This is a genomic window from Brevibacillus sp. NL20B1, from assembly GCF_018195675.1.
Lineage (GTDB): Bacteria > Bacillota > Bacilli > Brevibacillales > Brevibacillaceae > Brevibacillus > Brevibacillus aydinogluensis.
Genome location: NZ_JAGTPT010000012.1, coordinates 26,911 through 52,042 on the forward strand (window position 1 = coordinate 26,911; position 25,132 = coordinate 52,042).

27 protein-coding genes are annotated in these 25,132 nt (G+C 57.2%); 15 read left to right on the forward strand and 12 right to left on the reverse strand.

Annotated elements, in window-relative coordinates:
• Positions 1-27 precede the first annotated feature (27 nt).
• Positions 28-186 (reverse strand): hypothetical protein, encoded by a 159-nt coding sequence (locus KDN35_RS10050; RefSeq protein WP_171565120.1) that lies wholly within the window; start codon positions 184-186, stop codon positions 28-30.
• A gap of 151 nt (positions 187-337) precedes the next feature.
• On the opposite strand from KDN35_RS10050, the gene KDN35_RS10055 reads away from it, so the two are divergent.
• A complete protein-coding gene (locus KDN35_RS10055; RefSeq protein WP_311837990.1) occupies positions 338-724 on the forward strand; it encodes a toprim domain-containing protein in 387 nt (128 codons plus the stop codon).
• A gap of 35 nt (positions 725-759) precedes the next feature.
• Entirely contained in the window at positions 760-966 is a 207-nt protein-coding gene (locus KDN35_RS10060; RefSeq protein WP_171565118.1) for a hypothetical protein, read from the forward strand.
• 33 nt (positions 967-999) lie between these two features.
• Here KDN35_RS10060 and KDN35_RS10065 read toward each other — a convergent pair whose 3' ends face one another.
• Positions 1,000-1,779, reverse strand: coding sequence for an undecaprenyl-diphosphate phosphatase (locus tag KDN35_RS10065; RefSeq protein ID WP_212132650.1), 780 nt, complete (start codon positions 1,777-1,779; stop codon positions 1,000-1,002).
• Between the two features lie 236 nt (positions 1,780-2,015).
• Between KDN35_RS10065 and KDN35_RS10070 the strand changes: the two genes are divergently transcribed.
• On the forward strand, positions 2,016-2,915 hold the full coding sequence (locus KDN35_RS10070) for a CvfB family protein (protein WP_171565116.1): 900 nt from the start codon (positions 2,016-2,018) through the stop codon (positions 2,913-2,915).
• Between the two features lie 509 nt (positions 2,916-3,424).
• Complete coding sequence (locus KDN35_RS10075; protein WP_171565115.1) at positions 3,425-3,766, forward strand: hypothetical protein; 342 nt, start codon at positions 3,425-3,427, stop codon at positions 3,764-3,766.
• 251 nt (positions 3,767-4,017) lie between these two features.
• On the opposite strand, the gene KDN35_RS10080 is transcribed toward KDN35_RS10075, so the two are convergent.
• The 3 genes from KDN35_RS10080 to KDN35_RS10090 are packed head-to-tail and all read right to left on the reverse strand — an operon-like array spanning position 4,018 to position 7,500.
• Entirely contained in the window at positions 4,018-5,964 is a 1,947-nt protein-coding gene (locus KDN35_RS10080; RefSeq protein ID WP_212132651.1) for a TRAP transporter permease, read from the reverse strand.
• Positions 5,965-6,495: a DUF1850 domain-containing protein gene (locus KDN35_RS10085; RefSeq protein WP_212132652.1), complete on the reverse strand. Its 531-nt coding sequence runs from the start codon at positions 6,493-6,495 to the stop codon at positions 5,965-5,967.
• A gap of 6 nt (positions 6,496-6,501) precedes the next feature.
• Positions 6,502-7,500 carry a TAXI family TRAP transporter solute-binding subunit gene (locus KDN35_RS10090; protein WP_171565110.1) on the reverse strand — a complete coding sequence of 333 codons (999 nt, stop codon included), beginning with the start codon at positions 7,498-7,500 and terminating at the stop codon, positions 6,502-6,504.
• A 202-nt stretch (positions 7,501-7,702) separates the two neighbouring features.
• Between KDN35_RS10090 and KDN35_RS10095 the strand changes: the two genes are divergently transcribed.
• From KDN35_RS10095 to KDN35_RS10105, 3 genes are all read left to right on the forward strand, one after another.
• Complete coding sequence (locus KDN35_RS10095) at positions 7,703-8,989, forward strand: sensor histidine kinase (protein WP_212132653.1); 1,287 nt, start codon at positions 7,703-7,705, stop codon at positions 8,987-8,989.
• Between the two features lie 4 nt (positions 8,990-8,993).
• Positions 8,994-9,914: a response regulator gene (locus KDN35_RS10100; RefSeq protein ID WP_171565108.1), complete on the forward strand. Its 921-nt coding sequence runs from the start codon at positions 8,994-8,996 to the stop codon at positions 9,912-9,914.
• 178 nt (positions 9,915-10,092) lie between these two features.
• Complete coding sequence (locus KDN35_RS10105) at positions 10,093-11,148, forward strand: tetraprenyl-beta-curcumene synthase family protein (protein WP_212132654.1); 1,056 nt, start codon at positions 10,093-10,095, stop codon at positions 11,146-11,148.
• A gap of 10 nt (positions 11,149-11,158) precedes the next feature.
• On the opposite strand, the gene KDN35_RS10110 is transcribed toward KDN35_RS10105, so the two are convergent.
• Positions 11,159-11,332 carry a DUF5325 family protein gene (locus KDN35_RS10110; RefSeq protein WP_171565106.1) on the reverse strand — a complete coding sequence of 58 codons (174 nt, stop codon included), beginning with the start codon at positions 11,330-11,332 and terminating at the stop codon, positions 11,159-11,161.
• 98 nt (positions 11,333-11,430) lie between these two features.
• On the opposite strand from KDN35_RS10110, the gene KDN35_RS10115 reads away from it, so the two are divergent.
• Positions 11,431-12,072 (forward strand): PilZ domain-containing protein, encoded by a 642-nt coding sequence (locus KDN35_RS10115; RefSeq protein ID WP_349290968.1) that lies wholly within the window; start codon positions 11,431-11,433, stop codon positions 12,070-12,072.
• A 101-nt stretch (positions 12,073-12,173) separates the two neighbouring features.
• On the opposite strand, the gene KDN35_RS10120 is transcribed toward KDN35_RS10115, so the two are convergent.
• Together KDN35_RS10120 and KDN35_RS10125 are read right to left on the reverse strand one after the other, a co-directional pair.
• Positions 12,174-12,377 carry a hypothetical protein gene (locus KDN35_RS10120; protein WP_171565104.1) on the reverse strand — a complete coding sequence of 68 codons (204 nt, stop codon included), beginning with the start codon at positions 12,375-12,377 and terminating at the stop codon, positions 12,174-12,176.
• Positions 12,378-12,408: 31 nt separating this feature from the next.
• On the reverse strand, positions 12,409-12,630 hold the full coding sequence (locus tag KDN35_RS10125; protein WP_171565103.1) for a hypothetical protein: 222 nt from the start codon (positions 12,628-12,630) through the stop codon (positions 12,409-12,411).
• A 128-nt stretch (positions 12,631-12,758) separates the two neighbouring features.
• Here KDN35_RS10125 and KDN35_RS10130 point away from each other — a divergent pair, with 128 nt between their 5' ends.
• Positions 12,759-13,916: a PQQ-dependent sugar dehydrogenase gene (locus tag KDN35_RS10130; RefSeq protein ID WP_171565102.1), complete on the forward strand. Its 1,158-nt coding sequence runs from the start codon at positions 12,759-12,761 to the stop codon at positions 13,914-13,916.
• Positions 13,917-14,383: 467 nt separating this feature from the next.
• Here the strand turns inward: KDN35_RS10130 and KDN35_RS10135 are convergent, their stop codons facing one another.
• A complete protein-coding gene (locus tag KDN35_RS10135; protein WP_171565101.1) occupies positions 14,384-16,084 on the reverse strand; it encodes a sigma-54 interaction domain-containing protein in 1,701 nt (566 codons plus the stop codon).
• A gap of 238 nt (positions 16,085-16,322) precedes the next feature.
• On the opposite strand from KDN35_RS10135, the gene KDN35_RS10140 reads away from it, so the two are divergent.
• The 3 genes from KDN35_RS10140 (at position 16,323) to brnQ (ending at position 19,870) form a co-directional block, all read left to right on the forward strand.
• Positions 16,323-17,243 carry a proline dehydrogenase family protein gene (locus tag KDN35_RS10140; protein ID WP_171565100.1) on the forward strand — a complete coding sequence of 307 codons (921 nt, stop codon included), beginning with the start codon at positions 16,323-16,325 and terminating at the stop codon, positions 17,241-17,243.
• A gap of 195 nt (positions 17,244-17,438) precedes the next feature.
• Positions 17,439-18,368, forward strand: coding sequence for a DNA-3-methyladenine glycosylase 2 (locus KDN35_RS10145; RefSeq protein ID WP_212132655.1), 930 nt, complete (start codon positions 17,439-17,441; stop codon positions 18,366-18,368).
• Positions 18,369-18,520: 152 nt separating this feature from the next.
• Positions 18,521-19,870, forward strand: a complete 1,350-nt coding sequence (gene brnQ, locus KDN35_RS10150; protein ID WP_171565098.1) for a branched-chain amino acid transport system II carrier protein — start codon at positions 18,521-18,523, stop codon at positions 19,868-19,870.
• Here brnQ and KDN35_RS10155 read toward each other — a convergent pair.
• Positions 19,867-20,790 (reverse strand): DMT family transporter, encoded by a 924-nt coding sequence (locus KDN35_RS10155; protein ID WP_171565097.1) that lies wholly within the window; start codon positions 20,788-20,790, stop codon positions 19,867-19,869. The genes brnQ and KDN35_RS10155 overlap by 4 nt on opposite strands.
• Before the next feature lie 423 nt (positions 20,791-21,213).
• Between KDN35_RS10155 and KDN35_RS10160 the strand changes: the two genes are divergently transcribed.
• The 3 genes from KDN35_RS10160 (at position 21,214) to speE (ending at position 23,426) form a co-directional block, all read left to right on the forward strand.
• Positions 21,214-21,636, forward strand: coding sequence for an acyl-CoA thioesterase (locus KDN35_RS10160; protein ID WP_212132679.1), 423 nt, complete (start codon positions 21,214-21,216; stop codon positions 21,634-21,636).
• Positions 21,637-21,768: 132 nt separating this feature from the next.
• Positions 21,769-22,476: an HAD family hydrolase gene (locus tag KDN35_RS10165; RefSeq protein WP_212132656.1), complete on the forward strand. Its 708-nt coding sequence runs from the start codon at positions 21,769-21,771 to the stop codon at positions 22,474-22,476.
• Positions 22,477-22,562: 86 nt separating this feature from the next.
• The gene (speE, locus tag KDN35_RS10170; protein WP_171565094.1) at positions 22,563-23,426 is read left to right on the forward strand and encodes a polyamine aminopropyltransferase; all 864 of its coding nucleotides are present in this window, start codon (positions 22,563-22,565) and stop codon (positions 23,424-23,426) included.
• A gap of 13 nt (positions 23,427-23,439) precedes the next feature.
• Here speE and KDN35_RS10175 read toward each other — a convergent pair whose 3' ends face one another.
• Together KDN35_RS10175 and KDN35_RS10180 are read right to left on the reverse strand one after the other, a co-directional pair.
• Complete coding sequence (locus tag KDN35_RS10175) at positions 23,440-24,330, reverse strand: ABC transporter ATP-binding protein (protein ID WP_212132657.1); 891 nt, start codon at positions 24,328-24,330, stop codon at positions 23,440-23,442.
• Complete coding sequence (locus KDN35_RS10180; protein WP_212132658.1) at positions 24,330-25,013, reverse strand: ABC transporter permease; 684 nt, start codon at positions 25,011-25,013, stop codon at positions 24,330-24,332. Before KDN35_RS10180 ends, KDN35_RS10175 begins: the two co-directional genes overlap by 1 nt.
• Positions 25,014-25,132: the final 119 nt, after the last annotated feature.

Here is a 25,132-nt window from a genome sequence, read left to right on the forward strand (position 1 = left end):
GACGGCTGTATGAGAGACAAGCGGTCCTTACATGGGCCGGGGCTCGGGCTGCTCCTTCTGCTTGCGCTGCTGCGAAGTTCCCTGGTTGTCTTCCGTGTGCGTGTCGTCAGCGATTGTGCTGCTCGTCAGGCCGGTGACAGCCAAGCCTTTCTGGTTCAAATTTTTGGCGCTTTTCCACTGTGCCATGGTGCACGCTCCTTTCCCCCTGGTTCACCTTTAGCTTCCCCCGGCAGGCGTCTGTGTTACGCAGCCAGATGTTCCCGGCGGTCTATTTCCGGCCGCTTTTGGAACGGGTATACTAAACGTATCACCTCGCTGGAAAAGGAGGCGTGGCCGCGTGGAAGAACGTGTCATTATTGTCGAGGGAAAAACGGACAGGGAGCGGCTTCTGCAGGTTTTGGCCGAACCGGTATTGATTTACTGCACATACGGGTCGTACAGCACGGACAAGGCGGGGCGGCTTGCGGAAAAACTGGAGACGGCCGACGAGGTGTACGTGTTTACGGATGAGGACCACAGTGGAAAAAAATTGCGCAGGCAGCTATCGGACGATTTTCCCCACGCCCAGCATTTGCATACAAGGCGGATGTTTGCCCAGGTGGCCAACACACCGTTGGATGTGCTGGCCGAAATTCTGGAGCGGGCGGGCTTTCAGGTGCAGGACCGACAGCGGGACCCGGAAGTTTGGCCGGACGGGGATAAGAAGCGGCCGCAGGGGCAATAACAACAGTATCTGCACAAGTTGGAGGTGTCTGTTGGTTGCGCAGTCTGGTCGCCTTTATCAACCGGATGAACATCGGGATCTGGCTGTTGGGCATTTTTGTCGCTCACGTCCTGCTCTACCTGTTATTGGGGACCGCCACCTGGCTGGCCACATCGCTCCTGGCTACGGCGTTTTACGGCCTCGTGCTGCTGGTGGCCAAACTGGTGGCCAGCCGGTACGGAGACAAGGAGCACATAAAGTGAAAGAGCCGGCGGCAGCGCCGGCTTATTGTTTGGCTATCCGCCGAAATACTGCATGCCGAGGATGATAATGCCCAGGACCCAGACATAAACGGCAAAGCCTTTCATCGAGCCGGTGCTGATGATCTTCAGCATCCAGCGTATGGCCACGTATCCGGCGATGGCGGCACACATCGTACCCACCAGCATCGGAATCATCGCGTCCGTTTCCACCGGTTGCCTGACCAGCTTGAGCGTCTGCAGTCCGGTAGCTCCCAGAATGGCCGGAAGCGACAGCAAAAAAGAAAAGCGAGCTGCATCGGCGCGATTGATGCCGCGCATAAGCGAACCGGCAATTGTCAGGCCGGAGCGGGAGATGGCGGGCAGGATGGCGGCGCCTTGCAGCGTACCGATGATCAGGGCGTCCGTGTAGTTGATCTCGTCGAACTTCCGCGTCCCCCTGCGCATTGATTCCACTCCCCAGATAATCACGCCGGTGGCGAGAAACTCCCACCCGATCGTCACACCGGTCCGGGAAATCTCCTCAAAATAGTCTTCAAATGTCAGGCCGATGACGGCAGTGGGAATGGTGCCGACGACCAGCAGGCGGGCCAGTTTGCCGGTCGGGTTAATCAGGACGTGACGAATCTCCGGCCAAAGCACAATGACGACGGCGATCAGCGTCCCAAAGTGAAGCATCGTGTCAAAGAGCAGGCCGGCTTCCTGCAGACCGAACAGCTTGCGGAACAGCACCAGATGACCGGTGCTGGAAATCGGCAGGAACTCCGTCAACCCCTGAACAATGCCGAGAATGATATGTTCCAGAAGCACAAGCATCACGAGTCGCTCCCATCTATTTAGACTGGAAATAACTGCTGGTAATTACGACAGTCGTCATCAGTTGGTTACACATCAAAACAGGTACAACCGGTACAATCCATACATATTGCAACCGTCGGCCGGACTTGCCTGATTAGCCGAATTTTCTGCGGGATGGGCAAAAAGGTGTGGAATGGATTGCCGCCGGTTGGGTATAGTTAGGATGCAAACAGGAGAGAGAGGAAAGGACGCAAATGAACAAGAGGCACAACAAAAACCGGGTGCACACCGCTCTGACCCACCTCCAGGCGGGCATGACCGTGACGATGACGGTGGCGCGGCAGACGGATTTCGGCTATTTTCTTCACGAGGGAGAGGCGGAGGTGTTTCTCCACCGGAGCGAAGCAGACGGTCCGCTCCGGGTCGGTGAAGAGGTGGACGTCTTTCTCTACCACGACCATGAAAATCGATTGGCGGCTACCATGCAGATGCCCTATGTATCGTGGGGCGAGTACGGCTGGCTGGAAGTGGTGGATGTGTCCCCGCGCCTGGGCGTATTTTTGGATAACGGCATCAAGAAGCACCTGCTGCTGTTCGTGGACGATCTCCCCAAGATGCGGCAGGAATGGCCTCGCGCGGGTGACCGCCTGCTGGTGACGCTGAAGCGGGACAAGCAGGGACGTCTGCTGGCCAGGCCGGTGTCGGAGGAGGAAATCAGCCGGATTGCGGTCCCGGCCGACAACGACATGCACAACAAGTGGGTGGAAGGCACGGTCTACAAAGTGATCCAGGAGGGAGCGTTCCTGTTTACGGACGACGAGCACGTGCTGTTCGTCCACCGCGACGAGATGACGGAACCGCTTCGCCTGGGGCAGTCGGTCCGCTGCCGAGTGAGCTACGTGCGCGCAGACGGCCGGTTGAACGGCTCGATGCATGCGCGCAAGGAAGTCCGGTACGCAGAAGACGCGGACAAGCTTCTTCACTACCTGATCGACCGGGGCGGAGCGATGCCGTACACGGACGACACCCCGGCCGACATCATCCGGGAGAAGTTCGCGATGAGCAAGTCAGCCTTCAAGCGGGCCCTGGGCAAGCTGATGAAGGAGCAAAAGGTGGAGCAGGACGAAGGCTGGACAAGATTGATTCGCAAGTAAAAAGACGGGTCCCTAAACAGGGGCCCGTCAGTGTGTAGACGAAGTCCGTGGTGCATGGGGTGATGGGGGCGGACTCGCTTGGCCCATCCCGCCGTGCGATAATACATTGTCAAAAAGTAAAACCAAAATATATATTCTGTTCGCTATAGAGCTTCTCCACTCTGCTTTGTACTCTGTGGCTCTGAATAAAGCAGGTAGAGCAACCGCAAATTTGCGACATACCATCATCAATGATAATGTGAGTGTATGAGCGGTTCCCATCGGGAGCTTTGCCAGGCAACGCCAAGTAATGCTCAACGATTTCGTGGTACATCGTTTCATGATGCAACTGTGAGTGTATAACGTAGACATTTTCCCCCTCATGACTCCAATGTTTTTCATTCAGATTCAATTCGTAGCTGCATTCAGGACATTTCATAAAAGTCATACCCCCCCCGGAAAAATTCATTAATGGAATAGATTACAAATTTTGATATTTTAATAGTGACCACGAGAGGAGGAGGTTGGCAATGAAAAGCAACTGGTTTCAAATATGGGTAGGTATTTTACTTTCGATACTTACAGTGGCGGTTGTTTACGGAATTGTTTCGATTGCAGAGACTGCAAAAGAGACGTCAAGAGAAATCATCTATCATCTTCAGACGAAACCGCAGTTATCAGAGCCGCTCTTCGCTCAGGATGGGGCGTTGTCCAGCGGTGATGCTGTCATGATGCATTCCACTTCGGCGAATGGCGACAAGTTTTTATGGATATACGACACCACGAGCAAAAAGATGGTTCTGTACCGATTTACACTCGACGGATCCGTTTATAAAAAAGGTGAAAAAATTCTTGAGCAAATGTTAGAGTAACAAGCTGTGTTTAACCGTTTTCAGCTTCCGATTTGGCCAAACCACCCCGTGAAACATGAAGGGAAATCCAAGACCCTTATTCACCCCATTGGACAATACTGATGCAGCGTGATAAAAAAATGTAGCTCTCCGACTTGGCCCGTCTGGGATAAGAGGAGAGCTATTTTTTTGACTGCTTCGCGTAAAAAAGAAACAGGCTGTCGAAATGGCATCGACAGCCTGTAGTTTTATAAAACCATCTAGCACCTGGCTTAGGAAGCGATCTGAATCTGCTGATTTTCCTTGCGCCCCCTGAAGTAGGAGAGACCAAACACGAGCGCCAGCAGGGCGAAACCTGACAAGTCGGTGGCAAGTCCGGGCATTACGGCCAAAACGCCGCCTGCGACAGCCAGGATACGCTCCAGCGGATTCAGCTTCGACATCCAGAAGCCGATCAGACCGGCGCCAACGCCAATCATGCCGAGCGTGGAGGTGATCAACACCCACACCGATTCCCAAAACGTGGTGTCGATCAACAGCAACTGCGGCGACAGGACGAAGATGTAGGGCGCCATAAAGGCTGCGATGGACAGCCTCGTTGATTCCACCCCAGTCTGGATCGGTTTTGATTTGGCGATACCGGCCGCAGCGAACGCCGCCAACGCAACTGGCGGGGTAATGTCGGCAATAATCCCGAAGTAGAAGGTGAACATGTGCGCGGCGATGTCCGGCACACCCATCTGGATGAGGGCGGGAGCGGCAATCGTCGATGTAATGATGTAGTTGGCCGTGGTCGGTGTGCCCATCCCCAGGATCAGCGACGCGATCATGGTGAAGAACAGGGTGAGCAGCAGAATGCCGCCCGCCAGGTCGATCAAGCCGTTGGCCAGTTTCAGCCCGATACCGGTCAGCGTGACCATCCCGACAATAATGCCGGCACAAGCCGTTGCCGCCACCACACCCAGAGCGGTGCGGGCGCCGGAAGCGAACGCTTCCAGAATGTCCGCAAGCGACAAGCGCGTCTCTTTGCGGAATGCGCTGACCACGATTGTGGACGCGATTCCGATGATGGCGGAACGCTCGGCAGAGACGCCCATCATCAGTACGACGATGATCACCAGAATCGGCAGCAGCAGATACAGTTTCTTCAGCACCTCTTTTTTGTTCGGCAGCTCTTCCGGGGTCAGACCGCGCAGCCCGAGGCGCTTGGCTTCAAAGTGCGTCATGATCCAAATGCCGGTGAAGAACAGAATTGCCGGCAGCGCAGCCGATTTGGCGATCTCCATGTACGGAACGTTGATGAACTCCGCCATCAGGAAGGCGGCGGCGCCCATGATCGGCGGCATGATCTGACCGCCGGTGGAGGATGACGCTTCGACGGCGGCGGCAAACTCGGAGCGGTAGCCCAGGCGTTTCATCATCGGAATGGTGAAGGCGCCGGACGTCACCACGTTGGCGACGGAGCTTCCGCTGATCGTTCCCTGCAAGGCGCTGGAGAAGACGGCCACCTTTGCCGGTCCGCCGATGCGGCGCCCGGCGATGACGAGCGCCAGATCGTTAAAGTATTCGCCTACGCCGGTCTTTTCCAGGAAGGCGCCAAACAGGATGAAGAGAAAGATGAACGTGGACGACACCCCGAGCGGCGTTCCGAGAATCCCTTCCAGCGTGTAGTAGGAATGACCGATAATCCGGCTGACGTCATTGCCGCGGTGCTCCAAAAAGCCGGGCATGTACGGCCCGAAGTAGGTGTACAGCAAAAAGAAAGCGGCGATGATGGTGATGGGCAGGCCCACGACACGGCGTGCGGCCTCCAGCACCAGGAGGATGGCCGCGCCTCCGATTACCAGGTCAAACGTGGTGTAGTTCCCGGTGCGCAACACCAGCCCGTCGTAGTCGAAAACCCAGTACAGCGACACCAGGACGGCGACGATGGACAGGATGATGTTGACGATTCCCACCTTGCCGTCAGCTTGCCCTTTCGAACGTCCGGCGTAGAGCAGATAGACCAGCCCCAGGCCAAACGCCAGGTGGATGGGGCGGTGAATTTGCGGCGGCAGCGTCAGGAAGAGCGTGCTGACCAGTTGGTAGACGGAAAACAGAACCAGCAGGACAAAGGTGATCCATTTCATCGGCCCGGACAGCTGACGCACGGCGGATTCCTTGTCGTACTGAGCAATCAATCGTTCCATTTCCTGTTGACTCATCTGTTGCGTGCTCATCTAGTACCCTCCAATCGCTTGCAAAATGGAGCGCTTCTCCACCCGGATCGTTACCGCCGCGCCGGGATTGTCCACGTCGGCGAGCGGAATTTCCCGTCCGGAAAAAAGCAGTGTATGATTAGCCCTTACCTGTCCGATGAACAGATGGAGGGCGGGGTAGGCGCGGTGCATGTTGACGATGCGAAACAAACCATTTTCGCTGATCAGTTGTTCATCGTCAGCCAGTTGGGTTTCCATGCCGATCCCGTAATCCTGAAAGGTCAATTCGGATAAAATGATCTGCCCGTTTTGGACGCGGTACGTCTCCACGACGGGCGTGCGGTTGATGGAATGAGTCCAGCGTATGGCAAATGTGCCGTCGTCGGCGATTTGGCTGCTCCACACCAGCCGGTTCGTCTCCGTGTCGCGGATGACCAGAGCGGGGAAAATGGGGATGAGAGTCGCCAGAATCACAGTGGTCAATAAAAGGAAGGAGAAAAGGCGGAACGACGTCCGCCCTTTCCCGGTTCCTACCTGGTTGTGCAGAAACATGGGGTCTTACTGTACGCCTTTTTCGTCAAAGAACTTTTTCGCGCCCGGGTGTACCGGCAGGCTGACGCCTTTCAGCGCGTCCTCAATCTTGATTTCTTTTGCCTTGGCATGTCCCAGTTTGTCCGTGTTCTCAAAGATCGCCTTGGTCACCTTGTACACCAGGTCTTCACTTAAGTCAGAGCGGACGATGAGCATCGACTTGACGGAGACGGTGTTGACTTCTTCCGGTACGGTCTGGTAGGTGTTGGCCGGGATTGTCGTTTTTACGTAGAACGGATACTTCTGGATCAGTGCGTCAATCTTGTCATCGTCAACCGGAATGATCGTCACGCCTGTCGTAGCGGCCAGTTCGGTAATGGCTGCAGTCGGTGTGCCGGCCGTCTGGAACGCGGCGTCCAATTGGCCGTCCTGAATGGCTCGCGCAGAGTCGGCAAAGGAGAGGCGCTGCAGCTTCAGATCGTCAAAAGTCAGGCCGTACACCTCGAGGATTTGCTGGGCGTTCATTTCCGTTCCGCTGCCCGGAGAGCCGACGGAGACGCGCTTGCCTTTCAGGTCAGCGACACTTTTAATGTTGCTGTCTTTGGCGACGACGATCTGAATGGTCTCGTTGTAGAGGGCGCCCAACGCCTGGAACTTGTCGATTTTGCCGTCCTGCTGGAACATGTTGGTGCCTTGGCTTGCGTATTCGGCGATGTCGTTTTGGATAAAAGCAATATCTGCTTGATTGTCGCGGATGAGACGGACGTTTTCTGCCGAAGCGCCGGTTGCAGTCGCTGTGGCCGTTACCCCGGTGTTTTTCTTGATGAGATCGGCCATGCCCCCGCCAAGCGGATAGTAGGTGCCGCCGGTACCGCCGGTTGCGATGATCAGTTGGCTCGGATCACTACTGCCACCGCCGGCATTGCCGTCCTGGCCCCCTTGCGCATTGTTCCCGCCGCCACATGCCGTCACGAGCGACATCGTGAGGAGCAGCGTCAGCGAGAGAAGCAGACTGCGTTTTTTCATGAAAATTCCCCCTTATGCAAATAGTCTTTCCATAACCTTATAGTACCCTTTTTTTGTCAGAATACAATCATTTTGCGGGATGAAAGGGACTATCTACCCACGAGTGTAAGCGCTTCCCTACAAAAAACTACAAAAATCTATGCAAAAGTTATAGTAAAATAAAATAATGTCGAAACCTTCTTGCAACGAAAGTGGAAAACCGATGAGAGAAAGCGTATACATTTTGATGCTGATGCTGATCGCCGTGCCAATCGCAGGCGAGTTGAAATTTCATCCGTTTCAGGACGATTTTCGTGTGAGTTTTGGCACGACTGCTTTTTTCTTTTTCCTGTTGTGGCTGCGCAAGGTTCCGGCGTATGTGAGTGGGGGGCTGACGGGCTGCCTGGTGGTGCTGTTTCGGGTTGCACTGGATTGGGCTGTGTCCGATCGGTTTGATCTGGTTTCCTCCATTCACATGCACCTGCCCGCCTTTTTCTTTTACGTGACGTATTCCTGTCTCTTCTCCCTGTTTCGTGTCAATGAATGGCACCACCGCCCGCTGTTGGTCGGCGGGCTGGCGACGCTGGCGGAGATTGGGGGCAATCTGGTGGAACTCTGGTTTCGCGCGTCGTCGTGGGAGGCGGTGCTTCAACTTTCGGTAATCTGGCCGGTGTCGGCGATTGCGCTGATTCGCAGCTTTTTCGTGCTCAGCTTTTTCAACGTGATCCAGCTCCGTCAGGCGAAGTGGATGGAGGAGCAGCAGCGCATCCGCAGCGAGCGCATGCTGATGCTGATCGCCAGCCTGTACGAGGAGTCGATTCATCTGAAAAAAACCTTGCAGCAAGTGGAGGAAATCACGCGGGAGTGTTACGATCTGTACCGCAAAATGAAGGACACCGCCCGCGACGAGAACGACGAGGCCTTCGCCCGGCAGGCGCTGCGCATCGCCGGGCAGGTGCACGAGGTGAAAAAGGACAACCAGCGGATTTACGCCGGTCTGTCCAAGCTGATTTCCGATGAAAACGCCAGGGACTACCTGCCGCTGAGAGAGCTGATCCACATCATCGTCCGCGCCAACGAAAAGTATGCCCGCCTGCTGGGCAAGGACATCCGCTTCGAGGCTCGCGTGGATATGCCCCATTTATCCTGTCACATCTACACGACCTTGTCGTTGGTGAACAACCTCGTTGCCAACGCCGTGGAAGCGATCCGGGAGCGCGGCACGGTGGCCGTCTCCGCCACAATGGACGAGAGGCAGGAGTGGCTGCGGTTATCGGTCAGCGACGACGGCCCGGGCATTGCTGTCAAAGACAAGGAACTGCTGTTCAAGCCCGGATTTACCACGAAGTACGATGTGTCGGGCCATCCGTCAACCGGAATTGGACTTTCGTATGTCAGGGAAGTGGTGGAAACCCTGCAGGGAAACATCGAGATTTGCGAAAACACAGACGGGTACGCCACTGTCTTTATCATTCGCCTGCCGGCGGCCCATCTCGTGCAGAAAGGATGATGACATGCGCTATTTTATTGTAGATGACGATCCGGCCATCCGTTCGATGCTGGCTCACATCATCGAGGATGCAGATCTGGGGGAAGTGGCCGGTGAAGCGGAGGACGGTTCGCTGATAGACAAAAACTACCTGGAGTTGAAGGGAGTCGACATCCTGCTGATCGACCTGTTGATGCCGAACCGCGACGGGATTGAGACGGTTCGCCACTTGTCCGGCTTTTCCGGCCGCGTCGTGATGATTTCCCAGGTCGAATCCAAAGACATGATTGCGGAGGCGTACTCCCAGGGCATCGAATACTACATCACCAAGCCAATCAACCGACTGGAGGTGATCAGCGTCCTGCAAAAGGTGCGGGAGCGCATCCTGCTGCAGCGCTCCATCGAGGGCATCCAGCGATCGCTCAGTGTCTTGACCCAAGGCGCGGGCGGCGAGCGAAAAGAGCAGCCAGTGCCGGACAGGACGATCCGCACGGCGGGCAAATTCCTGCTGACGGAATTGGGGATGATCGGGGAAAGCGGCAGCAAGGATTTGCTGGACATGCTGGACTACCTCTACCGGATGGAAAAAGAAGAAGCCGGCGATTACAAGTTTCCCGCCCTGAAAGACATCTTTGCCAGCGTGGCTGCGGAGAAATTGGGCTGGCAGGCGGCGGCCGCCGACGTGCAAAAAGAGGTAAAGGCTGCGGAACAGCGGGTGCGCCGGGCAATCTATCAGGCGCTGACCCACCTCGCGTCACTCGGGTTGACCGACTACGCCCACCCGAAGTTTGAAAGCTACGCGACTACCTTTTTTGACTTTACCGAAGTGCGCAAACGGATGAAGGAGTTGGAGACCCATATCGAACCGGCTCCGTCGTCCATCCGGATCAACGCAAAAAAATTCATCCTGGTGCTGTATCTGGAGGCCAAACGGCTGATCGGATAGTTTGCTGTTCCCCGCATGGCGTTCTTTCCTCCGTCCATTCTTCCGTCCATGCCTGGTGGCAGAAGGTGTTCCCCTTCTTTTCGGAAGGTGTGAAGAAATTGGCACGCACGCGGCAACAATGAGGAGAAGAGAGGGTATTTGTGGTAAGATAGTGCTATGTGTATAAGGAGGGAATGACGTGAGGGAACTACGACATCCGTGGCAGCTGTTGTACAGGATCTACCGTCATGTTCGTCCTGTGCTGGAACGGGAGTTTGCCGCCTGGTACCGGCGGGCGCAGACGATTCCGGACCCGGAACTCCGCAAGCAGGCGCTGTCCAGCATGGAGACCAAAAAATTCCACTGCGAGGGCGGGTCCGTCTACGCCGCTCAGGTGGTCCCTCACGTTGAGGTCGTCGTACCGCTCATCGTAGCCTACCAAACGATCAGCGATTACCTGGACAATCTCTGCGACCGCAGCACGTCGCTCGATCCCGAAGACTTCCGGCAGCTTCATCTGTCCATGCAGGACGCCTTGACACCCGGTGCTCCGCTGCAGGATTACTACCGGTTTCACAAGGAAAAGGACGACGGGGGTTTTTTGGCCGACCTCGTGCTGACCAGCCAGCGCCATGCCCGGCAGCTTCCCGGCTACAGCAAAATCATGCCGCGCGTGCTGGAACTGTCCCGCCTTTACAGCGACCTGCAGGTGTACAAGCACATCGCTCCCGATCAGCGGGAGAAACAACTGCTCGCCTGGTGGGACGGGCACAAGGAGCGGTACCGGGATCTGTACTGGCAGGAGTTTGCCGCCGTTACCGGATCGACCATCGGCATCTTTGCCCTGTTTTGCCTGGCGACGGAGCCGCACGTCCCGGACGAAGAGATCGAGGCGGTCACCGCGGCTTACTTTCCATGGGTGTGCGGGCTGCACATCCTGCTGGATTACCTGATCGATCTGGAAGAGGATCGCTTGGGCGGCGATCTCAATTTTGTCAGCTATTACGCCTCGGAGCAGGAAGCGACGGAGCGGATGCGGTACTTTATACAACAAGCAAAGGCAAGCGTCGACCACTTGCCCAATCCTGCGTTTCACCGTATGATCGTAGACGGCTTGGTCGCCTTTTACCTCGCCGATCGCAAGGTAAACCGGAGCCAGCCGCACATTTACACCATTGCCAGAGAGCTGTTGAAACAGGCCAAGGGGTTTACGTCCGTGCTGTTTTACGTGAACAGCCTGCTCGTTCGGCGTTGAGGCCATAGGGTCAGCGCATGTGTTTGCGCTTGTAGGTAAAGCCGAGTCCCATCAGGACGATCGCTCCGACGATTCCGACCACCACGCCGAGCCAACTGCGTTCACCGATGGCCACGCCTACTCCGATGAAGCACGCGGCCACGGCAAGTGCCAACGCCAATGTAATCCATTGATAACGACTCATGGGTTCTGTAACCTCCTATCTGTCAATGTTCCCATTATACCTCATTTTCCGTGAAAACGATCGCGTGAGTCTTTCCGGAAAAGCCGGCAAATTTTTGTGTGAAGTGGTGGAGACTGCAGATGGAATGCATCTTGCAAATTCGAAAAGGCAAGCAATTATTTGAAGGCAGCGTTATCTATGAAGAGGGCGACCTCATCGAGGCTGTCTTTCCCGACCAGGTGGACGTGACGGTGGGGGACCAACTGCCTTGTGTGCGAACCAGCGACTACGACACCATCAACAATTTTGAGGCGGTGGTGCTGGCAAAAGAACGCAATCGTCTCTTTCTGTTCCACTCGCCGACCGTCATGGAATTTCGCGAGCAGCGCCGTCGATATCCGCGGTTTGACATGGACGTCCAGGGATGGGTCCAGTATCAGTCCGTCGATTCCGCAGCGCCCAATGCCTTTTTCTATCAAAAGGTGAATCTCGTCAACCTGAGTCTGGGGGGATTGGCGATCCGCGCCAACAAGCCCGTTCCCGACGAACGGAAGCTGTGCTTCTACGTGGAGCTGTACGGCCGCAATCGCGCCGATGGCATCGTTCAGGCTGACCTGCAGGTGATCCACGAGCGTGTCGAGGGACCGCATTACTTCTACGGCTGCAAAATTGTCGGCATTGGCTCCAGATATTTTCACACGTTGCGCAAGTACCTGCTGCAGCGGCAGTTGGCAGAACGGAGGGTGGCTCAACCGGAATAGCGGAATGCAAATTGGTTCTGACAGGGAACCAATTTTTTTCTGTCTGCCTAAAAGAGAAGGTTAGGGGGCCGGCGCCCCTCATGGGAACGCCGGTCCGCTTGTCAACGGCTTTGACGAGACTTGCCATCTGCACCAAAGACATGCCGGAGCATGGTGTACCGGACAGCAGAGACGCTGCGGAACACGAAGGCAACGTGATCCTCGTGCGGCTCCAGATGGTAACGCGTAATGCCGTGGCTGGTCAACACCCGGATGAAGTGCACCGCGTCCTGGAGACGAACGGCAAAGTACAGATGCTTCGTCATGGCAATCACCTCCTTTCCGAGAGAGAGGTCATTACACATGCGGATACGGAAGGCCGTCAAAGCCGAATGTCCGGAAAACAAGTTGGTATTGGCGTGCGGGCAACTCCGGAAACACCAGGGCTACGTAGCCGTCTGGGATGCTGATGATGCGGTGTGTCTCTTCCAGCACAAACGGAATCCGCAGGCGGATCAATTTGCGCGTATAGCGGGGAAGACGACTTTTCCGCACCAAGTAGAAGCAGGAATGCACCATGAATCACGCTCCTTCCGAAAGGGAGCGTAGCAGAAAAGGCTGGAAAAAAGTATAAAAAGCCTGCGGGAGTTTTGTTCAGGAGGCGAAATGACCAAACTGACTGAGAAGATGGCTGTCGGAGGGATGAGATGAGGAAGTGGATGATGGCAGCTGCTGCGGCTATCGCCTTGACGGCTGCCGGCGGGTGTGAAGCAAATAACGCAGAACGGCAGGAAAGACCAGCTGTGGAACCGGTCGTCGCGGCGCCCCGTCCCACGGTGCTGGCGGATGAGGAGGTGCCGTATACGCCGGAGACGCTGGCAGACAACGTGAACGTGCCCTGGGCGCTGGACGTCGCCCCGGACGGGCGCATCTTTTTTACAGAACGGCCAGGGAGCGTGCGCGTGATCCAGCAGGGCAGGCTGCTTCCGGAACCGCTTATCACCTTTCCCGCGCCGTTCACGAGCGAAGGGGAAGGCGGTCTGTTGGGGCTGGCCGTCGATCCGGATTTTGCCGCCAACCACTGGCTGTACGTGTACCACACCTATCGTCAGGGAGACAGCACCTACAACCGTGTCGTGCGGCTGCGGGAGGAGAACAATCGGGCACGGGTGGACAAGGTGCTGATCGACGGGATTCCGGGGGACGTGATTCACAACGGCGGACGACTGAAAATCGGCCCGGACCGTCGGCTGTACATCACCACCGGCGATGCCCGCGTCCCGGAACGGGCACAGGACCTCTCCAGTCTGGCGGGGAAAATCCTGCGCCTCAACCTGGACGGTACGATACCGGCAGACAATCCGTTTCCGCAATCACCGGTGTACAGTTGGGGTCACCGCAATCCGCAGGGGATTGGCTGGAGTCCGTCCTCTGGCCGCATGTACAGTTCGGAGCACGGCCCTTTCGCTCACGACGAGCTCAACCTGATCGAGCCGGGGGGCAACTACGGCTGGCCGGTCATCCAGGGGGATCAGCAGGCTGCCGGTATGACAGCGCCGATCCTGCACAGCGGCGACACCACCTGGGCCCCTGCGGGAATGACATTTGTAACCAGAGGCCCGTGGCGAGGACGGCTGTTGGTCGCCAATTTGCGCGGTGAACAACTCCTGAATGTCGCCCTGGACCCGGGGAACCCTTCTGTCGTCCAATCGTTTTCGGTGTTTTACCAAAACAAATACGGTCGGCTTCGCGATGTCGTGGAAGGGCCGGACGGTTCGCTTTACCTCCTGACCAGCAACCGGGATGGACGCGGTGAGCCTGGGCCCGGAGACGACCGCATCATTCGGCTGAGACCTGGACGTTAGCTGCTTCGGTGCGGCGATGATCGACAAAAATGCCCAATCGTTTATGATTGGGCGTTCAGCGTGTAGACAAGTCCGCGCCGCATGGGAGAGCGGGCCCGCTCGCTCGCTTGACGCCAGCACAGAAGCGAATGATGTCCGCTCCAAAACGAGACGCGGGCAGGGGACAAACATCTGGGTATTTCGAGGAAGTGAGACTTGTGTCCCCTGTTGATTCCCGCGTCTTCGTTTTTCCGCTGAGTAGGTCGTCAAAGGAGCTCGCTTGGCCCATCCCGCCATGCGATGCACATTGTCTTCCGCTTCGGTTGATGAATGGGCAGGCCTTTCGGCCTGGAAATCATTTTTTGTGGACGCTAACTCAATGAACCGTTTGTCTTCAGTCTGATGCCCAATCGTTTATGATTGGGCGTTTCTTTTTGCAGCAGGCAAGCAGATGCGATCATGAACAGGTACTAAGCTGCAGCGTCCCCTTACCGCTCATGGCTGATCCCGTACTTTCTCATTTTGTTGTACAGCGTGCCGCGCGAGATGCCGAGCAGGTCGGCCGCCGCCTTTTTGTTTCCGTAGGTGCGATCAAGCGCGGCCAGGATGCGTTCCCGTTCCGACAGGGCCGAGTCCGGAGCGAACGGGTAGCCCGCCGGTGAAGTCTGGGAAACGGGCGCATACGGGGGTGTCAGCGGCACGGCAGGCGGCGCTGCCAACGTCAGGGAGCGGATGGCGGAAGGCAGGTGCTCCGGCAGAATGACACCTCCTTCCTGCAGGATGGACAGGCGCTCGATGACGTTGCGAAGCTGGCGGATGTTGCCCGGCCAGGTGTGGTCAATCAGGGCCTGCATCACGTCCGGAGTGATGCGCGGGACAGGCTGATCGTTGGCGATGGCGTACTCGTGCAGGAACAACTGCACCAGCTCGGGAATGTCCTCACGCCGCTCCCGAAGCGGCGGAATCTCCAGCGTAAAGACGTTCAGACGGTAGTAGAGGTCTTCGCGAAAGCGGCCCTCCGCCACCATGTGTTCCAACTGGCGATTGGTAGCGGCGACGATCCGGGTGTTGACGGTGATCGGCTCGGTGCCGCCCACGCGGTAAAACTGCCGCTCCTGCAGGGCGCGCAGCAGCTTGACCTGCAGTTCCAACGGGAGTTCGCCGATTTCATCCAAAAACAGCGTTCCGCCGTGGGCCAGTTCCAGCTTGCCGGGCTTTCCCTTTTTCTCCGCTCCGGTAAACGCTCCGCCCTGGTAGCCGAACAGCTCGCTTTCAAACAGCGCAGCCGGGATGGCCCCGCAGTTGATGGCGATAAACGGCTTCTCCCGCCGTCGGCTGGCCTGGTGGATGGCCTGGGCGAACAGTTCCTTGCCCACGCCGCTCTCGCCGTAGATGAGGACGGTAGCGTCCGTCTGAGCCACCTTGCGCGCCGCTTGAATCGCCGACTGAATGGCGGCGGAATGTCCCTTGATCGTGAAAAACGGGTCGTCGGCCGCCTGAAAGCGGCTCATCTCCTGTTGCAGATTGTGCAGGTGGGCGGTGGTGTGGGACAGTTCCTCGTTGAGCCGCACCAGTTCGGTAATATCCTGTTCGATGGATATCGCGCCGATAATATCCCCTTCCTGCCGGATCGGGGCGGCGTTGATCAGCACGTGCCGGTCCGGCCGGGGGATGTGGTAGACCCGCTGCACCGAGGTGCCCTGCTTGAGCGCGTCCAGAAGGCGGATGGACTCGCTGTCAAAATGGGCGTCCAGCGGCGTGCCCACCACCTGCGCGCGGTCGATTTCGTAAATGTTCTCGGCCGCCTTGTTCCAGTAATGAACCACGTTGTGCATATCGACAATCGTAATGGCCTCACTCATCGTGTCCAGCAGCGTGTGCAGCAGGGCGGACTGGTTTTGCGCCAACGTGACGAAAGCGCTGAACAGCCGATGAGCAGTCACCAGGCCGGAGGGATTGTTTGCCTCGTTGAGCGTCACCAGATCGGGCACAGAGGGGCGTTTCCAGGCAAGGAGCCGTTCACCCGCCTTCAGCAGCGTCTCCTTCTCCGGGACGACGAGAACGGCAGCGTCGCGATCGCCGAGGTGCAGCACACCTTCCGTTTCGCCATCACGTATACTGACAGCAGCGGAGCCGATTGGCTCGGCCAGACAAGCCAATGGACAATCGAGAGAAAATAACGGTTTCAAAAAATCACTTCCTATCCAAACTAAGAAGTACACGCATGGTACAGGCCAACCACCGGATGGACAGTGTTTTACCTTGTAATCAAAAGTGTACAAGAATGGACACAATCTGTACATATGTGTGTAATTTCCTGTGCGTCAGCAAGCTGAATCGCTGGCATCTGTCCTGTTCATCCTGTTTGGCACGATTCCTGCTAGGTATATGGACACAGATCCCTGTTGAGGAGGAGACCGATTTCTCATGGAACAACTCATGAAAGACTTTTTCCTGTTCCTGTCCAAAAACAAGACGCTGAACGCTGCGGCGAAAAAGTGGGGCCTGCGGTTCGGCGCGAGCCGCGTCGTCGCCGGTGAAACGATTGCCGAAGCGATCAAAACCGTTCGCCAGTTGAACCAAAAGGGGCTTGTCTGCACGCTGGACCACCTGGGCGAGTTCGTCTACAGCGTGGAAGAGGCCAACGAGTCGGCAGACTACTGCATCAAAACGCTGGAAGCGATTCACCAATCCGGCGTGGACTGCAACCTGTCGCTGAAAATGACCCAGCTTGGCCTGGACATCAGCCGCGATCTGTGCATGAACAACATGCGGCGGATTTTGGACGCAGCCAAGAAAAACGGCAACATTTTCGTGCGGATTGACATGGAGGACTACGCACACAACGAAGTGACGCTGGAGATTCTGGACGAACTCCTGAAAGACTACGACAACGTGGGCACCGTCATCCAGGCCTACCTGTACAAGTCCAGCGAAGACGTCGAAAAGCTGAAAGAAAAGAAGGTCAACCTGCGACTGGTCAAAGGGGCGTACAAGGAATCGCCGGAAGTGGCTTTCCCGAACAAGGCAGACGTCGATGAAAACTACAAGAAGATCATCAAGCAGCACCTGCTGAACGGCTGCTACGCCGCGATCGCCACGCACGACGACAACATCATTGCCTACGTGAAGCAATTGGAAAAAGAGTACAACATTCCGCGCACGCAGTTTGAGTTCCAGATGCTCTACGGCATTCGTCCGCAGTCCCAGATCGAGCTGGCGCGCGAAGGATACACAATGCGCGTCTACGTGCCGTACGGCAACGACTGGTACGGATACTTCATGCGCCGTCTGGCCGAGCGTCCGGCCAACGTGGCGTTTGTGATCAAAGGGCTGTTCAGCAAGTAAGAAGCCGCCAAACGATCCTCGCCTGCCCCGCGTTGGGCGGGCGAGGATGTTTTTTCCCACAGGCATGGTTCAGGAGTCCTTTTACGTTTTGTTGCCGTGTTGTCACCAACCGTGTGACATACGGCCTTTTTTGGTGTAGGCTGGATACAAGCACGACGGGCTGGATGTCCGCGCAGAGAGGAGCGATGTGTGTCGATGGATGGTTCCATAATTGCCGTGAAACCGCCGTATTCGTTTGAACGGCTGCTGAAGAGGCTGGAAACGCACCCGGACCCGCAGATGCAGGTGGAGGCGGAAGCGCGAATGATCCGCCGCGTGTTTCGCGTCGGACAGCGGCCCGTGGTGGCGGCCCTGCATTTTACCGGGGATGTGGAACAACCGGCGATCACATGGCGGACGGATGCAGCCTTGACCGCCAGTGAAAAGATGGCGCTCGAAGCGACGATCCGGCACATGTTCAGTGTCGACGTGGACCTGGAGCCGCTGTACCGGCACATGCGGCAGGATGATGTCCTGCGCCCGCTGACGGAGCGCTTTCGCGGGCTTCGCTTTCTGTTGGACGCCGACTTGTTTCAGTCGATGGTCCGGACGATCATCGGACAGCAGGTGAATCTGCCGTTTGCCGCTGCTTTGACCCGTCGGTTGCTGGAGTTGGCGGGAGAGAAGCTGCAGGACGATCAAGGCCGCACTTATTTTGCTTTTCCCACGGCCGAGGCGGTCGCCCGCCTGGAGCCGGCAGAACTGCGGCCGCTGCAGTTCAGTCAGCGCAAGGCGGAATACATCATCGACTTCGCCCGCGCCGTAGTGGATGGCCGTGTCGATCTGGACAGTTTGTGGAGGATGGAGGACGAGGAGATTTTTGCATATCTCACACCGCTGCGCGGTATCGGCAGATGGACGGTGGAGTGCCTGATGATGTTTGGCATGGGCCGGTCGGATCTGCTCCCCGCGGCCGACATTGGACTGCGCAACGGCATCCAGTTGGTGTACAGCCTGCCGGGCAAGCCGGACGAACAGGAAATCCGCCGGATTGGCGAGAGCTGGGCACCCTGGCGCAGCTATGTGTCGCTTTATGTGTGGGAAGCGGTCGGCGCTGTCAAACGAAAGGAAGATCAGAACGCATGACGCCTCTGGGCGTCTTTTTTTGTCATTATTTGGACTTGAAAAAAACGAACGTAAGGTATATAGTTAACACTCGTGTGATACCTGAGCGTTTCACAGGGACTTTAAAAAATTTCAAAAAATTTCAATTTACCTGAGAGTTGGGGAGGAAAACCATGAGAGAATTAACCCATAGAGAAACCCTGACCATCGGGCTGATGCTGTTTGCCCTGTTCTTCGGAGCGGGCAACATGATCTTCCCGCCGGCCTTGGGGCAAGCCGCGGGTACCCATGCATGGGAGGCCATGGCCGGGTTTATCATCACTGGTGTGGGGTTGCCGCTCCTGGGTGTCATTGCCACCGGGATGAGCGGCGGAAATTTGCAGATGTTGGCAGGCCGGGTTCACCCGGTATTTGGCGCCGTATTTACCGTTGTCGTCTATTTGGCCATCGGGCCGTTTCTGGCGATTCCTCGGACCGGAACGGTTGCCTTCGAGATGGGCGTGCTGCCGTTTCTCCCTGAAAGCGCGAAGACGAGCTGGGTGCCGCTGTTTCTCACTACACTGGTCTATTTTGCTGTCACCTTCTGGCTGAGTTTGCGTCCTTCCAAACTGGTGGACCGCATCGGAAAGGTGCTGACGCCGGCCCTGCTGCTGATCATTGCGGTGATGTTTGTCCAATCGTTCCTGCATCCCATTGGATCAGCGGGCGAGCCTGCCGAAGCGTACCAAACGGCGCCGTTCTTCAAGGGCTTCGTGGAGGGGTATCTCACCCTTGACGCCCTGGCTGCCTTGGTGTTCGGCATCGTTGTCACGTCCGCGATCGAGGACCGCGGCATCACCGGGCGCAAAAAGCTCGGGTGGGCCACCGTCAAGGCGGGAGTGATCGCCGCCACCGGATTGGCGCTGGTCTATCTCGCCCTTGCGTACCTGGGAGTGACCAGCCACTCGCTGGGTCAGTCTGAAAATGGCGGGCAAATCCTGACAACGGTGGTTCAGCACCTGTTTGGCGGGAAGGGACTGCTGCTGCTCGGAGCCGGTGTCATACTCGCCTGCCTGACGACGTCGGTCGGTCTGGTGACCGCCTGCAGCCATTTCTTTTCGGAACGGCTGCCGGGCGTGTCCTACAAAACCATGGCGCTGATCCTGAGCCTGTTCAGCGCGGCAGTGGCCAACGTCGGCTTGACCCAGTTGATTGCCATTTCCGTTCCCGTGCTGCTGATGATCTATCCGATCGCGATTGTGCTGATGCTGCTCTCCTTCCTGCATCGCCTGTTCCGCGGATACTCGGAAGTGTACGTCGGAGCCACCATCGCTACCGCAATTATCAGCATCGTCGATGGGCTCAAACAGTTCGGGCTTTCGCTTGACGGGATCACGTCGGTATTTGCACACCTTCCGCTTTACAACGAAGGCATCGGCTGGCTGCTCCCCGCAGTATGCGGAGCTGCGATCGGCTTCCTCGTGGGATGCGTTCGTCAGCCAGGGGGCGCGAAATACCAGGAAACAACAAGCGGCACACCCTAATGGGGTGTGCCTTCGTTTTTCTCGTACGATTCCGCTTGCTGCAGGTTGGACAGGGCGACGCCGCCAAAGATGAACGCGGCTCCCGCAAAAAAGCCGAGGCCCAGATGCTCGTTCAACAGCAGCCAGCCGAGCAGCGCGCCCACGACTGGCTGGATGAAGAAAAATCCTGCCCCGCTGCCCGCCTGCATCAGCTCAAATCCTTTGTTCCACAGGTAAAACGCCCCCGCCGTGGAGATGATGCCGATGTAGAGCACGCCGGCCCAAATCTCCCAGCCGAACCCCCAGGTGACGGGCGTCACCGACAGTTCCCACACCATCAACGGACTGGTAAAGATGATGCCAAACAAGGCCACGTAAGTCGTCACCGACAGGGATGAGTAGCGGAGCGTCGCCTTTTTGCTCAACACCGTGTACAATCCCCAACTGACCGCTGCCAGCAGCAGAATCAGGTTGCCGATCAGGGACGATTGGGCATCAGCCTCGTCCGGGACGCCGATCACGATCAGCACGCCCACGGTGGCCAGCAGGATGCCGGTCAACTGCCGTCCATTTATCCGTTCCTTCAACAGCCAGACGGCAAAGAGGGCGATGAAGGCGGGCGACGCTGAGGTAATCAGCGCTCCCATGTGGGCGGTTGAGAGTTTGGTGCCGACAAACTGGGCGGCAATCGAGATCGTGACGCCGACAAACGCGACGGTCATGATGAGCGGAAAATCCCGTCTCGCAATAAACTCCCGCCGCGCTGCGACAAAGGCGCCCAGTACCACCAGCGCGATGGTGAAGCGGATGATCAGGAGCGTAAACGGCGGAATTACATCCAATACCACTTTGCTGACGACGTATACGCCGCCCCAGATGGCGGCGGCAAGCGTGAGGCACACGCCTCCAATCAACTGCTGTTTCCACTGTGGATTCATCATGTTAGCCCCTCCCGGAAATGTGGTGTGTTGCGTGTCGCGTGCCGGGGGGACATCCGAGGATCGTTCCCGCACCGGCTAGGTGAGGGGAACGCCGGGTACATCGCATTCAAACAGGGTACGTGCCATTGTGTTTCACCTCCCGGAAGATGGGAAAACGTCCGGCTGCCTGCGCACCGGCGCATCACGCCGATCCGGCCGGCGTGCAACCGGTGTGGTAACCAAGCTGTCCCAACACCTGCCAAAACAGGGATCAGGTCCCTTTCAGCGTGCGGTTCCCGCATGTGTCTGTACGCTTTCATTATAAGGAATGTGAGAAGAAAAAACAGCAGAATCCTTCTGAATATTGCGAATGAATATTCACTCAGCGGCGGTCATTCGCTATACTGGAAAAAAGACAGGTAAAGGAAGAGAGGGGCGATGGGGATGCAGCATCTGTTTGATCTGGTCGTTCGTTCGACCGACATCGACGTGATCGGGCACGTCAACAACGCCAAATACCTGGAGTACATGGAGTGGGCCCGGTTTGACTGGATGTTTCAGCAGGGGTTTACGTTGGAGGAGCTGAAGCGGCGGCAGATCATGCCGGTCGTGGTCAGCATTCAGATCAACTACCGCAAGGAACTGCGGATGCTGGAGCAGGTGCAGGTGCGCACTTCCGTGGTGAAAATCGGGGAGAAAAGTTTCGTCATCCGCCAGGAGCTGTACAATCAGCAGGACGAACGGGCGGCAGACGCCGACGTGACGATGGTGATGATCGACACGGTTGCGCGACGCTCGGTCCCGCTGCCGGACGATCTGGCCCGCGCGCTGGCTGAGGCGATGCCGAGCGGGCAGACCAGCGGATAACCAACAACATGGTCAGCCTGACAACAATGGCCTCTCCATTTTACCCGTTTTTCTTCTACAATGGGTAAGATGGGGGCTGTTTTTTTGCGCACAACCGGCGCATCGATGAAACGCTTGCAAAGGAGGAGGGCCATGCCGGACTTTCAGCTGATCTTGTTTGATTTGGACGACACGCTGTTTGATTTTTCAGCTTGCTGGGAAAAGGGCATGCGGCAGACGATCGCATCCCACCCGCTGACGATCGGGCTTGACCCCGATGCCGTGTACGAGGCGCTGCAGCGGCACAGCGACGCCTTGTGGGCGGACATCCGGGAGAAGCGGATCAACTTTGACCAACTGCGCCGCCTGCGGCTGTCGCGCACCCTCGCCGAATTTGGGCGCCGGGGGGAGACAGACCGGCTGGACGACTTTCAGGAGCAGTATGTGGCCGCCTGCATGGCAGCCGTCGTTCCCGACCGCGCCGTTCAGTCGCTGCTGACGCAGCTTGAAGAACGGTACACCCTGGCAATTGTCACCAATGGACCTGCGGACATGGCGTTTGAAAAAATTGAACGCCTGGGGCTCACCCCCCTCTTTCCCGCTGAGAGGGTGTTCGTCTCCGAGCAGATTGGCTGGCACAAGCCGGACCGGCGCATTTTCGCGGCTGTACTTGAGCGCTTGGGGGCTTCCCCGGCGGAAGCACTGTTCGTCGGGGACAACTGGACAGCTGACATCGCCGGCGCGATGGATGCAGGCCTCTCGGCAGTATGGCTGAATCCCGCCGGCGTGCCGCCTGCTACGGATCACAAGCCCCTCGCTGTGATCAAACGGTTGGAAGAGCTTTGGGAAATTGTCGCCTGAGGGGGGGCAGCGCGCGCATCCTTGAAAATCATTCGATTTTTCGATAGGGTGATAATGATTCTATTTGTTTTTCAGGAGGGTGAGAAATGAGCGTATTGCCCAAGTTTGTTCAAAACAGCGCCGGTTCGTGCTGGCTGACCGAGAACGAACGGGAGAACCTGATGATTCGTTACCGGATTCGTGAAGTGATCCACGAGGAACAGTCAGCGTTTCAGCATGTGATGATTCTCGATTCCTACGATTTTGGCCGGATGCTTGTCTTGGACGGAGTTGTGCAAACAACATCAATGGATGGATTTATTTACAATGAAATGATTGCCCATGTGCCGCTGGCGTTTCATCCCCAGCCTCGCCGCGTTCTGGTGATTGGCGGTGGAGATTGCGGGGCGGCCCGTGAAGTGTGCAAATATCCGGAAGTGGAACAGGTTGATTTGGTGGAGATAGACGAGTGCGTTGTGCAGGTGTGCAAACAGCATCTGCCCGAAGTGTCGGGCGGCTTGTCGGACCCCCGCGTCCGTTTCCTGTATCGCGACGGGGTGGAGTTTGTCCGCGAGATGAAAGATACCTACGACGTGATCATCGTCGATTCGTCCGATCCCATCGGCCCGGCGGAGCAGTTGTTTTCCTATTCGTTTTACGAGCATGTGCAACAGGCGCTGAAAGCGGACGGGCTGATGGTCTGCCAGAGCCAGTCCCCCATCTTTCACGCCGATGTGATGGGGCAGACGTACCGCAACATCAGCCAACTGTTTCCGATCACCCGCATGTACACGGCAGTTGTGCCCACGTACCCGGGAGGCTTGTGGAGCTTTACCCTCGGGTCGAAGACGTACGATCAGCCGGTAGCCGGGCGCGTCTCCGGAAAGGATACGCGGTATGTCGATGAGGGCATCATCCATCAGTGTTTTCATCTGCCGGTCTTTATAAAGCAAACGTTAGGAGAGGGATAATCCCTCTCCTTCGTCATTCCTCGAGAAAAATGCGCTCCAGGGACGGCTCCTCCACGTGGACGCCGTAAATGTCCACGCGGGCCTGCACCAGCGCCCGCACCAGCGCAGCCACGTTCTGGTCGTCGTCCACCTGCAGGGAGAACCGGCCCTCTTCCCACTGAAGATGGCGGCCGATGCGTTCGGCGAAGGCGACCAGCTCGGGCTTCTGTTCTGCGGCCAATTGGGAGTGGCGGACACGGACGGTGCGCCAGGAGCGATGCGCCGCCTGCAGTTCGGCCAGACTGCCCAGGGAGGCAATCTTCCCCGCCTTCATGATCGCGATCCGCGTACAGATTTTTTCCACCTCATGCAGGTTGTGCGAGGTCATGAATATGGTTTTTCCCTGCTTGTGCAGCCTGAGCAGCAGTTGCTGAATCTGCAGCGCCGACTCCACGTCCACGCCGGAGGTCGGCTCGTCGAGAAACAGCAGCTCCGGATCGCCCGCCAGCGCCTGGGCGATGCCCAGCTTTTTCTTCATCCCGAAGGAAAACGTCTTTGCCTTTTGTCCGGCGTGTTCCGCCAGACCGACGTCCTCCAGGATGCGCTCGCACTCCTTTTTGCTGAGACGGATGCCTTTGACCCGTGCCAGATAGCGCAGGTGGTCCAGAGCCGTCAGCGAGTCGTAAAAGGTGGAGTAGTCGGGCAGGACGCCGATCCGCCGCTTCCAGTCATCCGGCTGGCCGACGCCGTCAAACATGCGGATCGTACCGGAAGTGGGGCGGATAATGCCCGTCAGCATGTTGCCAGCCCCGTTTTTTCCCAAAAAACCGAAGATTTCGCCGGCGTTTACGGACAGGGTGACGCCGTCGACGACCGTTCGCTCGCCAAAACGCTTGGTCAACTGGTTGGTTTCCACGAGTGCCACTAGCAATCCCTCCGTTGAAACAGATAGACGGACGCACTGAGAAAGAGCAGTGCGTACAGCCAGATGACGCCGGTGAACGCGCCCCCTTTTTCGATGTAGAAGTAGGGGGTCAGATAGCCGATCCACTTCGCCGTGGCATGGGAGGAGACGAGCGTCCAGAGGCCGAGAAAGGGCAGTCCCAACCCCAGGACGATCCCCGCAAACATCGTGTAGCTGGGGCGCGGCACCGCGATGGACATCAACAGCGCGAGGGACGTGCTGTACACCAACAGCGTCATGCACTGCCACAGCGTGTTGGCGTCAAACGTGCGGACGGAGGCGAACAGGACGCCAAACGTGACCAGCATGCAGCACGTCCAGAACAGCAGGACACCGAACCATTTGCCGAGCACGATGCTCGCCCGCGAGGTACGGGTAAGCAAAAACCGGATCGTCCGGCTGGACAGTTCCCGGTTCATGATGTCATGGGACAGGCCAAACACAAACAGCGGCCCGAAAAGCATCACCAGCACGAACACGCCCAGCGCATGTCCGTGCGCCAGCTCCTTTTCCGAGAATATGTCTGCTACCTGATTGACCAGATCGGAGACCCAATAGGAGATCCCGACGATCACAGCGACGGTAATGAGCGACTTCACGCTCCGCAACAGACGGGTACACTCTTGAAAGCAAACTGCCCACATGTTGATTCCTCTCCTTTCACGATTCAGTGTAAAAGGAGAGCCTTATTTCTCCCCAATCGCTTCCTTATCGTTTTCTTAAACATGCCGGTCGTCACCCGCCCGCGCTCAATCACGTGGTA